Here is a 15,591-nt window from a genome sequence, read left to right on the forward strand (position 1 = left end):
TATATCATTGATTCTGTTCTGCAGCATATAATAAAGAATCCCCTTGCCATACAGCAAGGGGATTCCTGAACATTTCAACACATTTGTGATGTCCGGCGGGCTGCTTAGACCACTCCCTGAGCCATCATGGCCTTGGCCACTTTCAGGAAGCCGGCAATATTCGCACCAGCGACGAGGTTGCCCTTGGCACCATAGGCCTCGGAGGCCTTGACGCACTGATCATAGATGGCGTTCATGATCATTTTCAGGCGAGAGTCAACTTCGTCAAAGGTCCAGCTCAGCCGCATGGAGTTCTGGCACATTTCCAGAGCACTGGTAGCCACCCCGCCGGCATTGGCCGCTTTGGCCGGGCCGAAGGACACGCCGTTATCGAGGAACACTTCAATCGCTTCGGGGGTCGAGGGCATATTGGCACCTTCGCCGACAGCGATGCATTTATTCTTGACCAGGGCCTTGGCGCCGGCTTCATCCAGTTCGTTCTGAGTCGCCGACGGCAATGCGATATCACACGGCACCGTCCAGATGCCATGCCAGTTGTCAAAATACTGGGCCCCTTTGCGTTCGTCGGCATACTGTTTGATGCGACCGCGTTCGACTTCTTTAATGCGTTTGATCAACTGCAGATCGACGCCGGCTTCATCCACGATATAACCATTGCTGTCAGACATCGCAATGACTTTGGCACCCATTTCAGTGGCCTTCTGATGGGCATAGATCGCCACATTGCCTGAACCGGAAATGACCACGCGTTTGCCCTTCCAGTCAGTCCCGCGATCCTGAAGCATGCGGGTGACAAAATACACCAGGCCGTAACCGGTGGCTTCGGTGCGGACCAGGGAGCCGCCAAAATCCAGGCCTTTGCCGGTCAGCACGCCGGTGAAGACATTAGCCAGTTTTTTGTACTGGCCGAACATATAACCGACTTCTCTGCCGCCGACGCCGATATCCCCGGCCGGAACATCGGTATCCGCCCCGATATGACGGAACAATTCGCTCATAAACGCCTGACAGAACCGCATGACTTCATTGTCGGATTTGCCTTTGGGATCAAAATCGCTGCCGCCCTTGCCGCCGCCAATGGGGGTGGTGGTCAGCGCATTTTTGAAAATCTGCTCGAAACCGAGAAATTTAATAATGCCCAAATAGACCGAAGGATGAAAACGAATGCCGCCCTTATAAGGCCCAATGGCACTGTTGAACTGAACACGGAAGCCGCGATTGATCTGAACCTGACCTTTGTCATCCACCCAGGGAACACGGAACATAATCTGCCGTTCCGGCTCGACAATGCGTTCCAGGATTTTGGCTTTGGCAAATTCAGGATTCTTGTCAATCACCGGCTGAATGGTTTCTGCGACCTCCCGAACAGCCTGATGGAACTCGACTTCTCCCGGGTTCCGGGAAATCACCTGCTCCATGATACTGTTGACGTACTGTTTGGACATGTTTGGTTTCCTTTCGACAATGCTTTTTTGGGTTCTTTGCGTTTTTTATTTCACCATTTGTGCCCCCTCGCGAAGGCCACAAATCATCACCAACGAACCGGAACAAATACTTTACAAATTATAAATTCTACTTATAATAGATTCTATGAATAACGCAAATAAACTCCTGTAATACTTACCATAAGATATATTAATGAACCTGGAAACGGCTAAATTATTCTGTGATTTAGTGGAATTAAAGAACTTTTCTCGAGCTGCCGAGCTGCACGGTATCAGTCAGTCTGCGGTGTCACAACAAATTGCCCAGATTGAAATGGACCACAAAATCCAGCTCTTTGACCGCAAAAAACGACCTGTCGAATTGACAACCTCGGGGGAGCTGTTCTATCGTGCCTGTAAAGACATTCTGGAGCGGTATAATCGGTTGAGCAACGAATTGGCCCAGTTGAATCAGACGACCTGTTCGATCCATCTGGCCGCAATTTTCAGCATTGGAATGCACACGCTTCAGCCTTATATCAAAAAGTTTATGGCTATTTATCCGGATGTCAATTTATCCATTGAATATGACAATGCCAAGGACATTTATGAAAAACTGCTCCGGGGGAGTATCGATATTGGTGTCGTAGCCCTGCCTCGCAGAGACCGCAATATCCAGAACTTCCCATTTGAGAATGAACCCCTCCTGATGGTGTGCTCACCCGACCATCCGCTTGCCAGTGAAACAGAAATCGAAATCCACCGTCTTCAGGGAGAAAAATTCATTGCCTTCGCTTCGGATGTCCCAACTCGGAATCTGGTTGATTCGATTTTATCCCGTTATGGCATCACGGTTCGCGTGATTATGGAGTTTGATAACATCGAAACTATCAAACGGGCTGTGGAAATTAATTCCGGCATCAGCATTTTGCCTAAATCCTCCCTGCGTATGGAATTATCTGGCGGGTCATTAAAAGCCATTCCATTTGTCAATGAAACCTTTTACCGCCCTACCGGTATCATCGTTCGCAAAGACCGAACCCTCAGCAAGGCCGCACAGTATCTGATTGAGCTGATGCGAAAGGATTATGAGGCAGAGGTATGACCATCGAGGCGGTCATTTTTGATTTGGACGGAACGCTGACTGAGCCATTCCTGGATTTCGACCAAATTCGTCGGGATATCGGTCTGCCTGCCGGCATCGGAGTTCTGGAGGGGATTGCCGCGTTGACGCCAGCCCAGCGTCAACGGGCCGAAGCCATTCTCCTGGAGCATGAAAGCCGGGCCGCTCAACACAGCACGCTAAACGAAGGTGCCATGGAGATTCTGGATAGCCTTCGTCGGCGCCATCTTCCCATTGGCCTGTTAACCCGAAATGTCAGAAAAAACGTCATGCTGGTGGTGGAGCTGCATGGTCTGCATTTTGATGCGATTGTGGATCGGACAGATGGACCGGTGAAACCGGATGGTTTCGGGGTGCGTCATTTATGTCAGCGGTTTGGGGTCAGCCCTGCCAATACCCTGGTGGTCGGAGATTTCAAGCACGACCTGGAATGTGCCAAAAATGCCGGTGCAATAGCGGTGCTGATACGAACCCATCATCAGGCCGACCAATTTGCATCCCTGGCGGATTTTACCATTGACCGGCTGGACGAGATTCTTACAATTATCGATGCGTTAGAAACCAAGCAAGGATAACACAATGAAAACATATAGCTGGTATTCCGTTATTGTTCTGTGCACAACCGGTCTTTCCGTGATTGTGTCTGCCGAAGAACCCAAAAGCCCCGCAGCGGCCTCGGAGGCCTCTGCTGCGGTGCAAGTCACCGATCCCAATGCCATTGACCCGGCCAGTCCGCTGGGACAACTGCTGGAAAAAATCAACCATGCTGCCAAAGAATTAAAAAGCTGCAAAGCCGCCGTGGATTATCTGTTTATTCATGAACCGGAACTGCTGGACAGCCGGACACTCCGTAAGGGCACCCTGTTGTATCAGAAGAACGACAAAGGCTCGAAGATGCGGCTGAATTTCGACACCATCAAGCAGGATGAGGGTGATGAACAGAAAAAACAGGAACAGTATTTCTTTGATGGCGTGTGGCTAACCAAGATCGACTATACGCTGCGTCAGATCGACCAGTACCAGCAGGCCCCCACGGATAAGCCTGTCGAAGTCTTCGATTACATCAGCCATAACTTTCCGATTGTGGGTTTTTCGGGCACACAGACCCTGCAGAAACAGTTTGTCATCACGCTGGTTGCTCCTGCCGAAGATGAAAAGAAGCTGTATCATCTGCTGCTGAAGGTCAAGCCTGATTCGGTTTATAAAGACGATTACACCCAGATTGATTTATGGATTGACAGCGAATTGTATCTGCCGGTGCGAATGCTGTCGGTGTCCACCCAGGGTGACATCTACGACCTGGTTTTATCAAAGCCGGAGCTGAATAAGTCGCTGCCGGAGAATTTGTTTGTTATCGATGCTCCGGCGGATTTCAGCAAAAATATCAAAACCCTCGACGAGAAAGACGGAAAGGATTCAGCATGGCCACAGGAATTGTGATTTATTATAGCCGCAGCGGCAATACCAAAACCATGGCTCAGGCCTTTGCGAATGCGATGACACAGGCGGGATTGCCCACCCAATGCAAAAGCGTAGCCGAAGCCAAGGTTTCCGATGTACTGGAGGCGGATGCGATTGTGGTCGGTTCCCCGACCTATTACGGCAGACCGGCTGCACCAATTGCCGCGTTTTTCGATGAAACCGTCAGCAAACACGGCAAGCTTGACGGCAAGGTCGGGGCGGCCTTTGCCAGCTCGGCCAACATCGCCGGCGGCAACGAAACCACCATTCTGGAAATCATTCAGACCATGTTGATTCATGGCATGACAGTCCAGGGAGATCCCCAGGGCGACCACTATGGTCCGGTCTCTATTGGCAGGCCCGACGAACGAGTACTGGCTCAATGTGCCCGACGCGGCAAGCGCGTGGCGGAATTGACGTTGAAGCTGTTTGGATAAACGGCCGGGTCAAACATAGTCTGTTGGCATTGCATCTGGCGGCATTGAATCTTTGGGGAAGGAGTTGATTATGATGCATCGGGGTATGCAGCGCATCAAGCAACAGCAGACAATACGACTTCGTTTGAGTGTAGTCCTTCTTCTTTTTATCCCAACAGGCTGCATCGTCAACGACTGCCGAACACTGAGCTCATTCAAAAAAGTGGATGAGTTCCCGCTTTATTCCATGCGGTATTACGGCAATTATGGCATGAAAGACCTTCAAACCGGCCGGGGACTGAACTGCCTTGAACAGTGGGGAGTCAACAAGCTGCTCCCGCAGAGTAATAATCCCCAGTGTGCCTGCTTTGCTGCGATGAGTCCGCAGGCGGATGCAGTATTCGGCCGGAATTTCGACTGGAATACCGACGCCGCCCTGCTGTTGTTCAAGGACCCTGCTGACGGTTATGCTTCCGTATCCATGGTCGATATCACCTACTTCGGATTCAATAAAAACACCAAGCCGGGCCTGCTGAATCAATTGGCCCTGTTGCTGGCGCCCCAGATTCCCTTTGATGGCATGAATGAATATGGCCTGGCGGTCGGTATTATGGCGATTCCGCAATCCAACGGCGGAAACGACCCGAATAAGAAGACCCTGGGCCAGATGCAGCTTATCCGCCAGATGCTGGACCACGCCAAAAATGTGGATGAGGCCATCGCACTGGCCCAGACATACAACATTGTATTCACCTACAGCCCGACCAATCATATCATGGTCAATGATGCGGCAGGGAATTCGGCAATCATTGAATATCTGGATGGTACGCCAGCAATCACCCGCAATACACGGCCCTTCCAGGTTGCCACCAACTTTATTATCTCGGGCCTGGATACGGATCGGGCACTCAAATCCTGCAACCGCTACAAAACTGCCTGGCAGACACTGGAACAGGCACAGGGACACCTTGCTCCCCAGCAGGCCATGACGCTGCTGAAAAACATCTCTCAGAAAGATTTTACGGTATGGTCGGTCGTGTACGGGCAGTCCACCGGCAAAATCCTTTTGGCGATGGGCAGGAACTATGACAACATCTATGAATTTTCGCTTCAAATGAAAGACAAAAAGGGCACCAAAACCTGCATTGATCCGATTCAGGCAGAAAAAACAAACGACCCCAATTCTGCAAATTAGGCTTAGTTTTGGGTTTGTAACCTTAAGCCCCTTGTGAAAGGGGCAAATACCAAATCAGTGTCCCCAAAGCGGTACTCAGCCGGAAGACATCACTTTATAAAAACCTTATTATTTTATCAAAAACTCAGTTTGACAAACCAATCCAAGCTTGATACACTCAGATACAAATGGATTTTTACGATATTAATAATCTTCTTTGGAGGTTTTGCAATGCAAGAATATGAACAGCTCAAGACACTTGTAGCTGAAATTGAAAACGACATCAACAAGGCCGAAGGCGGCAACAAGGCCGCTGGAACCCGTGTTCGCAAGCAGATGCAGATGATCAAACAGGCCGCCCAGACCGTCCGCAATAAGATTCTGGAGATTCGCACGGTCGATTAACGATATCTCTTTGCGTCATCGTGTCAGGATGCCTTGCTGCGTTCATAGAGAGTTCCGTATCCCTTAGTAGTATGAGGTAATTATGCCCCCAGCGCTGCTGTTTGATTATAAGCAACTGGATTTAACCAAAGTTGAGTTCGACCGCACTGCAATCGCGGAAGTCAATCCACAATCGTATGAAATGGCACAACTTGACGGGATCATATGGCATGATCTCGATAAGATGATGTGTTTGGGTTATAAAGATATTACGGACAAAGAATTCTGGGTCCGTGGACATATTCCCGGCCGGCCTATTATGCCCGGCGTCATCATGATTGAAGCTGCCGCACAGCTTTGCAGTTTCTTTATGAGGAGAATTTACGGATTAAAGGGCTTTATCGGTTTTGCCGGAATCGACGAAACCAAATTTCGTGAAACGGTTGTTCCGGGTAATCGCCTGTATATGCTGGGCCATATCCACAAAGTCCGAAGTCGGCAATTCTCCGCCAAAGTCCAGGGCGTTGTCAATGACAAGCTGGCCTTCGAGACCATTATCAGCGGAATGAATGTCTGATGCCCCCCCGACTTGAAGAGTCCTTTGCATCCTCTTTGAGTCTGGGTTCTGAAACTGAAATCATTCCAGCCCTTGCGGGTATTCCTGCCCGCAGGGGTATTATTCTTTTTGCCGACGCCGCAGATCGTCCCATTCAGATGCTGTTGTGTGCGGATCTGCGCCGTACGGCACGTGCCCGGCTGTTGACTCAGCAGAGGAAAGCCTCTCGCAAAGCCGACATCTCCAAAGTCTGCACACGGGTGTATTATACAAGTATCCCAAGTGAATTTGCCTGCCAGAAAGCCTATATTGCCCTGTGCCGCATGTATTTTGCAGATCAGTTGGCCGATCTGGTCCAGTTGCCAAAGCCCTGTTTTGTCAAGCTCGATACCCGCCAGAAGCTGCCGTGGTTTGCCGTCACGGACAAACCGACACTGAATCCCAATACGGCCATATGGGGGCCGTTCATTACACGCAAATACGCCCATCAATATGCGGAAATCCTCACTAACGCATTTCACTTGTGCCGCAATGCCGAGTGCCTTTCTTCAGGCCGATATGACCTGTGTCCGTATTATCAGATGAAAACCTGTCCAGGCCCCTGTCTGCATCCGGAACAACAGGCTCATTATCAACAGGCTATCGCAAATGCTGTCCGGGTTGCCAATGTCGGGCCTGATGAACAGATCGCCAACCTGACGGCCTCTATGCAGATTTTGTCTAAAAATCTGGAGTTCGAAAAAGCCCGCCAGATTCGTGATCAAATTGAACTGCTCAAAAAACTAACCCAGCCTGAATTTCGTGAGATTAGCCCCCTATCGCAATTTTGTGTCGTACACATCGACTTGGCACAAAAAGACAGAAAGAACCTGTTATGGATTGCCTTTGTCGCAACCGCCTCCGATATTCGTGAATTCTCCTTCTCACTGGAACAGCTTGATATGGTCCTGTCCGCTATTCAAGATGCCAATCCGTGTCGGACACCGATCTGCTCGGCAGACATCCAGGACAATTTAGGCTTGATTTGTCGATTTTTGTATCGCAGCAAAAAACCGGGGCTATGGCTGAATTGTTCCCTCAAGCCCCATCTGAACACAGATGTCCTTTTGGAACAGATAAAAATCGCCTTTCCACGCCTATCCGTATCCGGATAAAGGTCCCGACAACTACAGCATGGCGTTCATTACGATGAGAAATGCTCTCAAGGCAATACCACAAGTCTTTACAAAATAATCACTTACAAATACCCCCAAGGGGATTCGAACCCCTGTTTCCGGGATGAGAACCCGATGTCCTGGGCCTCTAGACGATGGGGGCGGGATCGCGAATTGGGTACCGTTCGCGTTTTTAAGGTCTTTTGTCTGGATTTAAAAAAAATAGCGGCGAGTGGATTTGAACCACTGACCACGGGCTTATGAATCCCATGCTCTACCCCTGAGCTACGCCGCCTTGAACAGGTTTTTCAACCTGCCAGAGTCTGAAAAGTATATCGATTTTTCTCTTGCTTGCAAGAAGTTTTCAACGGATTTGTTCGATTTTAGCTCAAAACCGCTTGATTTTCATGGCTAAATGGATGAAACTGAGCATCGATGATGATCAATGAATTATTTTATAGCCTTCAGGGTGAGGGCCGCCTGGCCGGTGTCCCCAGCCTGTTTCTCCGGCTGGCCGGATGCCCGTTACGCTGCCGCTGGTGTGATACCCAATACGCCCAGAGCGGCTCAGCGGGAACACAATTCACCCCCGAATGGCTCTCTGAACAAATCCAGAGTTACTCGCCCCACCATATCGTCATTACAGGCGGCGAACCCTTGACGCAACCCAATCTGCCAGCCTTTATTAAACTGATTCGCCGGCCTGGGATCCATCTGACGATCGAGACTTCGGGCATCCTGTTTATCCCGGATTTGCCGTGTGAATTGATGAGCATCAGCCCTAAATTATCTAATTCCACCCCGACCGACCCCATCCAGGCATCCACCCACGAACGGATCCGCCTGAATCTGGCAGCCCTGCGTCAACTTATGGGAGCCTACCCTTATCAGCTTAAATTTGTCATCGATACCCGTGAAGACCTCGACGAGGTGGTACGCACCATTCACCAGCTTGGTGAGGTTCGCCCTCAAAATGTCTTCCTGATGCCCCAGGCGACCGACCGTCAGCAATATCTTGAAAAATCCATGTGGCTGGCCGATTATTGTCTGCAAACCGGTTTTTCCTTTGGCCCGCGGCTCCAGGTCATGCTTTGGTCCGGCCAGCGAGGGAAATAATGCATTCCCTTCAGAAAGCTCAAAAAAGGCTTGCCAAATCCAGGGGGGCAAGTATAATGTCTGCTCTGTCAACAAAACAGGCCGGCAACGGCCCGGTGAGTCGTGATTTAGCCCAGGTGGCGGAATTGGCAGACGCGTCAGGTTGAGGGCCTGATGGGGATTATACCTCGTGCTGGTTCAAATCCAGTCCTGGGCAGTGTTTACCGCACTATGAGTTCATAATCCGCAGAAAAAACTTTTCCATATTGGACGGAATATCTCCCTGACCGGTTTTGGCCTGATAATCCATTCCCCCCAGCTCTGCCAAAAACTGTCCGAAATCACGCAGGGTGAATCGTCGAATCTGTTTGATGAATTTCTCCTGCATCTTTGGGAATTTCACGCCAGCCTTAAGCATGGCCGTCTGCTCTGATTCGCCCTTTTCGATCATGGCCTTGCAGCGAAACAGGCGTCGAAAATGAAATGCAAACGCTCCAATCACTGTATATTCGGCATCTCGGCTGACTTGAAACATCCGTCGCAGTCGATCGAATGCCGCCCCTTTGTCTTGTCCGGATAGACTCTCAATGACCTCGAATGCATCAAACATCCGGCTGGCACCTATCACATCCTCCACATCGCTTTTGGCAATGGTTTTGGCGGGGTGCTTGAACATAATGAGTTTATCGATTTCCGCTACGATACGTCCCGGCTCATTGCCGATCAATTCCACGAGCAACTCCGCCGCCCCGGGATCCAGCCGAACCCCTTTCTCCTGGGCACAGGTCGAGGCAAACCCGCTCATATGCCATGGCTTGATTTCCCCTACCTCAATCAGTTCCGCACAAGTGCCCGTCGCAACCTTCTTTGACAATCGCCGGCGGCTGTCCCAGGATCCGACCGTCAGAATCAAGACTCCTGTCGGGCTGGGATGATCCAGATACTTTTCCAGCAATTCGGCATATTTGGTCACAAACGGCTCGGCCTCTTTAATCAGCACCACCCGCCGGGCCGCCAAAAACGGCAGTGTCCGCAATTCATCCAGCACCTCCGCCCCATCAGCCTGGTCCGCCTCGGGCTGATAGAGTGCCATATCCCGCTGATCCGGTTCCAGAAGACGTGAAAGCAATTTTTCTGTTTCCTGACCAAGCAGATACGCATCCTGGCCCACAATCACATACAGACTCTTGAATGCCGACGGCGACGGTTCATTGGGTTGTGCTGCTTTTCTGGCTGCCATACTTGTTTGCAATTGAAGGAACGAATAATCAGGCCTCAGTCTTGTCGGAATGGTCGTCTTCCACAATCAATCGTTCCGCTGCGACCAGCTTATCATCGTCATCCAGGCGAATCATCCGCACGCCGGCGGTATTGCGTCCGATTTCACGAACCTGATCCAGTCCAGTACGGATAATCATGCCTTTGGCGGTAATCAGCATCAGCTCATCGTGATCGTGAACCGCCTTGATCGCCACCACACGCCCATTGCGATCGGTGGTCTTAATATTGATCAGGCCCAGTCCGCCACGATGCTGCGGACGATAATCATCCAGGTCCGTGCGTTTGCCATAGCCTTTTTCGCAGACTGTCAGCAGGGAGGCCCCCGGCTCGACAATCACCATCGACACGACTTCATCCCCCTCACGCAGCTTAATACCGACAACACCGATACTGGCACGTCCCATTGACCGCACCTGATCTTCATGGAAGCGAATCGCCATCCCGTCAGCGGTACCCAAAATCACCTCATCCTGACCACTGGTAATCGCCGCCCCAATCAGGCTGTCCCCTTCTTCCAGCTTAATCGCAATCAGGCCGCTGCTGCGGGGATTACCATAGGCCGACAGCACGGTTTTTTTGACATTGCCTTTGGCCGTAGCCATCATCAACTGCCGTTTGTCATCGAATTCCCGCACTGCCAGGATGGAGGTGATCTTTTCGTCAGCACCAATCTGAATCAGGTTCACAATATTGCGTCCCTTGCTCTGCCGAGACAATTCCGGAATATGATAGACCTTCAACCAGTGACAAATGCCCTTGCTGGTGAAAATCAGCAGATAATCATGCGTTGAGGCCACAAACAAATGCTCGAGGAAATCCCCTTCTTTGGTATCGGAACCAATCACCCCTTTCCCGCCGCGTCCCTGCTTTCGATAGGCATCCACCGGCGTTCGCTTGATATATCCGGCGTGCGAGATGGTGACAATAGTCTCTTCGTCGGCAATCAGGTCTTCCATGTTGATGTCTTCGGCCTCTTCACCAGCCAGTTCCGTCCGCCGGGGGGTGGAATATTTCTTTTTGATCTCTTCCAGGTCTGCCTTAATCACATCCAGCTGCAGCTTGCGGCTGGCCAGCAGTTCTTCGCAGTCGTTAATCTGCTTGAATATCTCGGCGTATTCTTTGGCCAGTTTTTCAATCTCCAGCCCCGTTAGCCGCTGTAATTGCATCGTCAAAATCGCGTCGGCCTGCTGAGCACTCAAAAACTGATCGGACTGGCTCTTTTCGGCAACAAACGCTTCCGGCAGGATATTCCGCAATGTCTGGCTTTCAGCCAGGCGCAGCGGCTTTTTCATCAGCCGTTCCTTGGCGGTCGGCGCATCCGGCGAGGACTTTATCAGGTTGATAATCTCATCGATATCGCTGACGGCAAGAATCAGCCCCTCCAGAATATGAGCACGCTGGCGGTATTTTCTGAGCAAAAACCGTGTCCGCCGCTGAATAACCACCAGACGATGGTCAATATAATACTGCAGCATTTGCTTGATGTTAAGCATTTCCGGCCGATTATTGACCAGAGCAACATTTTGAATCGCAAACGTGGACTGCAGCGGTGTAAATCGATAGAGTTTATTTAATACAACCTGACTGTCGGCGTCCTTTTTCAGTTCCACCACAATCCGCATTCCCTGACGGTCGGATTCGTCACGCACATCGGCAATTTCATCGATCTGCCCCTCATGCACACAATCCGCAATCTTGGACACAATCGCCGACTTGACCGTCATATAAGGAATTTCCGTGATGACTATACTTTCCCGCCCCTTTTTGGGACTCTCGACATGGGCCTTGCACCGCACCCGCAAATGGCCCTTGCCGCTGACATACGCATCCACAATCCCCTTGCGGCCGCAGATGATACCCCCGGTCGGAAAATCCGGCCCAGGCAGCTTTTCGAGAATATCCTTGAATCCGCAGTTGGGATCGTCAATCAGCAGCAGCAGCGCATCACAGACTTCACCGACATTGTGCGGGGCAATATTGGTCGCCATACCCACAGCGATACCCGTGGCACCATTGACCAGCAAATTCGGGAATTTCGCCGGCAGCACCGTCGGTTCGGTTCGGGTTTCATCATAGTTGGGAACAAAATCAACGGTATCCTGCTTCAAATCCTCCAGCATATCCACCGCTGCCGCCGTCATCCGGGCTTCCGTATAACGCATCGCCGCCGGCGGGTCATTATCAATGCTGCCGAAGTTCCCCTGCGGGTCCACCAGCGTCGTCCGCATATTCCAGTCCTGCCCCATCCGAACCAGCGTGCCGTATGTCGCCTGATCGCCATGGGGATGGTAATTACCGCTGGTATCGCCGACGATCTTGGCGCATTTACGGTGCTTGCTGCGAGGCCCAAGGCCCAAATCGTTCATTGCCACCAGAATGCGGCGCTGGGACGGTTTCAGACCATCGCGCACATCGGGCAGCGCCCTGGCCACCAGCACACTCATCGCATAATTCAGATACGACGTTTTCATCTCGTCAACAATCTGAATCGGCTCGATCCGCTCTGCCGTTTGCGGCTCTTGCTGTTCCTGATTTGATTCGTCCATAAGTCCCTTATGTGAAATAGCTTATAAATCCAACAGTCGAACTGCCCAAAACGCTTTCCTGGCTTGTTTTGGAACGTGTCAATGTACCGCTAAAACCTCTTTTTGTCAAAGCCTTTTAACACTTCAGCCCGAGATTCCAGACCCGCGACGAACCTGTCTCCAAACACCCGGCCCACCCCCACTCTAAACCAACAAAAAAGCGGTTCCGCCACCGGGCGAAACCGCTTGAAAAGACGGCTCTCAACAAAACAGGCAAATTACTTCTGTGCCGCCTGTTTTTCGTTCTCACGCCGACGCGCAATGATTTCTTCGGCCAGCTTGGTGGGCACCGGAGCATACCGGCACATCTCCATCGAAAAGCTCGCCATGCCCTTGCTCATACCCCGAACAATCGTGGCATAGCCGAACATATTGGCCAGCGGCACCTCCGCGGTAATCACGGTCAGATTGCCGCGATTCTCCGCTCCCATGATAATGCCGCGACGGGCATTTAAATCACCGACAATCGCCCCCTGATATTCGCTGGGGGTCTCCACTTCAACTTTCATAATCGGCTCCAGCAGGCACGGACGCGACTTGCGGAACGCTTCAATGAACGCATCGCGGGCCGCAATGCGGAATGCCATTTCACTGGAGTCCACCGCATGATACGATCCGTCATCCAGACACATCTTGCAGCCGACAATCTCATAACCAGCCAGCGGACCTTTTTTCATCGCCGCCTGGAATCCCTTATTGACCGCAGGAACATATTCCCCGGGAATACGACCGCCGACAATATTATCCTCAAATTCATATGTCGTTTCTGCATTTAACGGCAGCGGAATCAGCCGACCAATGACATGGGCATACTGCCCCGAACCACCCGTCTGCTTTTTATGCTTATAATCAAAGGTCGCTTCAATCGTCGGCGCTTCCCGATAACTGACATTCGGTGCCCCCACCACGACTTCGGCCTTATACTCACGACGCATCCGCTCGCAGTACACATCCAGGTGCAATTCACCCATGCCGGCAATAATCGTCTGGCCGGTCTCCGGGTCTGTGGAAACACGGAATGTCGGGTCTTCTTTCATAAACCGGTTCAACGCCTTGGCCATCCGTTCCTGGTCAGCATTGCTGGCCGGCGTAATCGACAGACTGATCACAGGGTCGGCCACATAAATACTTTCCAGCGAATAATTCACCCCTTCTCCGCAAATCGTATCACCGCTGGCACAATCCAGACCCAGCAAAGCAACAATATCACCCGGACCGGCATCGGAAATGTCCTCACGATTGTTGGCATGCATCCGCACAATACGGCCAATACGCTGCATCTTGTTGGTACGGGCATTGCGATAATGCTGGCCCTTCAGAATCCGACCCTGATACACACGCGTATAGCTGAGCTGCCCGTAGGTTTCGTCCACAATCTTGAAAATCATCGCCACCAGCGGTGCTTCCGGATCACTGGCCAGCGGGGTTTCAGTGCCGCCATTGTCGTGGTCGCGGGCAAAGCTGCACCGGTCCAGCGGACTGGGCAGATAATAGCTGACTGCATCCATCAGCAGCTGAACGCCTTTATTTTTGAATGCAGACCCCATCATCACCGGCACGATATCCCGATTGATGGTCGCCTCACGGATCGTCTGGCGAATCATCTCAACGCTGACTTCCTTTTCATCCAGCAGCAACTCCATCATTTCATCATTAAACATGCTCAGCGATTCAAGCATCTCATGGCGGGCAATCACCGCGGAATCCTTATACGCATCCGGTATCGGCCCACGAACCACATTTTCGCCGTTATCGCCTTCGAATCTCACCGCCTGCATGGTAATCAGGTCGATCAAGCCCTCAAATGTATCGCCTTCGCCCATATTTAACTGAATCGCCACAGCATTCAGTCCCAGCTTTTCACGAATGTCCCGGCGAACCCGTTCCGGATCAGCTCCCGTACGGTCCATTTTGTTGATAAAGGCAATCCGAGGGACGCGGTACCGTTTCATCTGCTGGTCCACCGTAAACGACTGGCTCTGTACTCCGCCCACCGAACAGAGCACCATAATCGCCCCGTCCAGCACACGCAGCGAACGCTCCACTTCCACCGTGAAATCCACGTGCCCGGGCGTATCAATCAGGTTGATGATCTTGTCATCCCAGACCACCTGGGTCGCTGCCGAGGTAATGGTAATACCGCGTTCACGCTCCAGCTCCATATAGTCCATCGTGGCACCGGCCCCATCGCCTTTGACCTCGTTAATGCGATGAATACGACCCGCATAATATAAAATACGCTCACTGAGGGTGGTTTTTCCCGAATCAATGTGCGCCGATATTCCAATGTTTCTGATTTTACTGATCTTTTCCATGTTTCACTGCTCACAATTGTATGGTCTTGTTTATACTGCTTTTTCTGGCTCTGCTTTATTCTGTTTTCAACTTACAAATATATCGCCTCTTATTTGACACCTCTCACCTTAATACGCCAAAGTGGGTGAAGTTAGATAGCGATTGTCCCGCCCCAAAGTTAATACAGATTTAACATCATATCATAAGTAAAATATGAAAATCAAGCTAAAAAAGGATGAATTTAAATAAATATTCACCCTGCCGGACGCGGAGTGAAAGGATCGGCAACGCTTTTCTCAAATGGGTTTTCTGCTGGGATTATCGGAGCAGCTCATAGACCTCGTCAACATTAAATTCTTCCGGATCAAATTCATACCCGAGCCAATCCAATAATTGCTCCCTTGGCTTGCTCTTTTTCCCTCGTAATACATCCAGAATATCTGAATATCCCCATAGTCCTCCACAGTCTTCCGGCGGGCAGGCTCGCCGGCCATCCAAACAGACCGGATATTTTACCCCTTCCTGAGGGGCTTTGATGTCCACCAATTCGATCGTGTGTCATCATTCATATGTCCTTTGTTCTCTAATTGCCGACTGAATTATACCACAACCACCATCTTATACACTGGTACTCAATTCGGGG

General features: G+C 51.0%; 14 protein-coding genes and 3 tRNA genes. 10 read left to right on the top strand and 7 right to left on the bottom strand.

Features of this window, described 5'->3' with window-relative positions; genetic code table 11:
* Positions 1–104 precede the first annotated feature (104 nt).
* Positions 105–1,445: an NADP-specific glutamate dehydrogenase gene (gene gdhA / locus ACQ9LF_RS08060; protein ID WP_462488876.1), complete on the bottom strand. Its 1,341-nt coding sequence runs from the start codon at positions 1,443–1,445 to the stop codon at positions 105–107.
* A 193-nt stretch (positions 1,446–1,638) separates the two neighbouring features.
* Here gdhA and ACQ9LF_RS08065 point away from each other — a divergent pair, with 193 nt between their 5' ends.
* The 8 genes from ACQ9LF_RS08065 (at position 1,639) to ACQ9LF_RS08100 (ending at position 7,692) form a co-directional block, all read left to right on the top strand.
* Positions 1,639–2,529, top strand: coding sequence for a LysR family transcriptional regulator (locus ACQ9LF_RS08065; RefSeq protein WP_462488877.1), 891 nt, complete (start codon positions 1,639–1,641; stop codon positions 2,527–2,529).
* Entirely contained in the window at positions 2,526–3,122 is a 597-nt protein-coding gene (locus ACQ9LF_RS08070; RefSeq protein WP_462488878.1) for an HAD family hydrolase, read from the top strand. The genes ACQ9LF_RS08065 and ACQ9LF_RS08070 overlap by 4 nt, the downstream gene beginning before the upstream one ends.
* A gap of 4 nt (positions 3,123–3,126) precedes the next feature.
* Positions 3,127–3,987: a LolA family protein gene (locus ACQ9LF_RS08075; protein WP_462488879.1), complete on the top strand. Its 861-nt coding sequence runs from the start codon at positions 3,127–3,129 to the stop codon at positions 3,985–3,987.
* A complete protein-coding gene (locus tag ACQ9LF_RS08080) occupies positions 3,969–4,445 on the top strand; it encodes a flavodoxin family protein (protein WP_462488880.1) in 477 nt (158 codons plus the stop codon). Before ACQ9LF_RS08075 ends, ACQ9LF_RS08080 begins: the two co-directional genes overlap by 19 nt.
* Positions 4,446–4,515: 70 nt before the next feature.
* Positions 4,516–5,619, top strand: a complete 1,104-nt coding sequence (locus ACQ9LF_RS08085) for a carcinine hydrolase/isopenicillin-N N-acyltransferase family protein (protein ID WP_462488881.1) — start codon at positions 4,516–4,518, stop codon at positions 5,617–5,619.
* A 210-nt stretch (positions 5,620–5,829) separates the two neighbouring features.
* Positions 5,830–6,003 (top strand): histone H1, encoded by a 174-nt coding sequence (locus tag ACQ9LF_RS08090; RefSeq protein WP_462488882.1) that lies wholly within the window; start codon positions 5,830–5,832, stop codon positions 6,001–6,003.
* Positions 6,004–6,085: 82 nt separating this feature from the next.
* Positions 6,086–6,559 (top strand): 3-hydroxyacyl-ACP dehydratase FabZ family protein, encoded by a 474-nt coding sequence (locus ACQ9LF_RS08095; RefSeq protein WP_462488883.1) that lies wholly within the window; start codon positions 6,086–6,088, stop codon positions 6,557–6,559.
* Positions 6,559–7,692: a UvrB/UvrC motif-containing protein gene (locus tag ACQ9LF_RS08100; RefSeq protein WP_462488884.1), complete on the top strand. Its 1,134-nt coding sequence runs from the start codon at positions 6,559–6,561 to the stop codon at positions 7,690–7,692. Before ACQ9LF_RS08095 ends, ACQ9LF_RS08100 begins: the two co-directional genes overlap by 1 nt.
* Before the next feature lie 90 nt (positions 7,693–7,782).
* Here ACQ9LF_RS08100 and ACQ9LF_RS08105 read toward each other — a convergent pair.
* A tRNA-Glu gene (locus ACQ9LF_RS08105) sits at positions 7,783–7,855 on the bottom strand.
* A gap of 60 nt (positions 7,856–7,915) precedes the next feature.
* Positions 7,916–7,987 (bottom strand) — tRNA-Met (locus ACQ9LF_RS08110).
* 140 nt (positions 7,988–8,127) lie between these two features.
* Here ACQ9LF_RS08110 and ACQ9LF_RS08115 point away from each other — a divergent pair.
* Positions 8,128–8,808, top strand: coding sequence for a 7-carboxy-7-deazaguanine synthase QueE (locus ACQ9LF_RS08115; RefSeq protein WP_462488885.1), 681 nt, complete (start codon positions 8,128–8,130; stop codon positions 8,806–8,808).
* Between the two features lie 110 nt (positions 8,809–8,918).
* Positions 8,919–9,004: transfer RNA gene (locus tag ACQ9LF_RS08120), tRNA-Leu, on the top strand.
* Between the two features lie 12 nt (positions 9,005–9,016).
* Here the strand turns inward: ACQ9LF_RS08120 and holA are convergent.
* The 4 genes from holA to ACQ9LF_RS08140 form a co-directional block, all read right to left on the bottom strand.
* On the bottom strand, positions 9,017–10,027 hold the full coding sequence (holA, locus tag ACQ9LF_RS08125) for a DNA polymerase III subunit delta (RefSeq protein WP_462488886.1): 1,011 nt from the start codon (positions 10,025–10,027) through the stop codon (positions 9,017–9,019).
* 28 nt (positions 10,028–10,055) lie between these two features.
* Complete coding sequence (gyrA, locus tag ACQ9LF_RS08130) at positions 10,056–12,614, bottom strand: DNA gyrase subunit A (protein WP_462488887.1); 2,559 nt, start codon at positions 12,612–12,614, stop codon at positions 10,056–10,058.
* Between the two features lie 257 nt (positions 12,615–12,871).
* On the bottom strand, positions 12,872–14,968 hold the full coding sequence (fusA, locus tag ACQ9LF_RS08135) for an elongation factor G (protein WP_462488888.1): 2,097 nt from the start codon (positions 14,966–14,968) through the stop codon (positions 12,872–12,874).
* Positions 14,969–15,266: 298 nt separating this feature from the next.
* Positions 15,267–15,494 carry an IS1096 element passenger TnpR family protein gene (locus ACQ9LF_RS08140; RefSeq protein ID WP_462488889.1) on the bottom strand — a complete coding sequence of 76 codons (228 nt, stop codon included), beginning with the start codon at positions 15,492–15,494 and terminating at the stop codon, positions 15,267–15,269.
* Positions 15,495–15,591 lie beyond the last annotated feature (97 nt).

The sequence above is a fragment of the Anaeroglomus insulsum genome (genome assembly GCF_050689095.1).
GTDB lineage: Bacteria > Planctomycetota > Phycisphaerae > Sedimentisphaerales > Anaerohalosphaeraceae > Anaeroglomus > Anaeroglomus insulsum.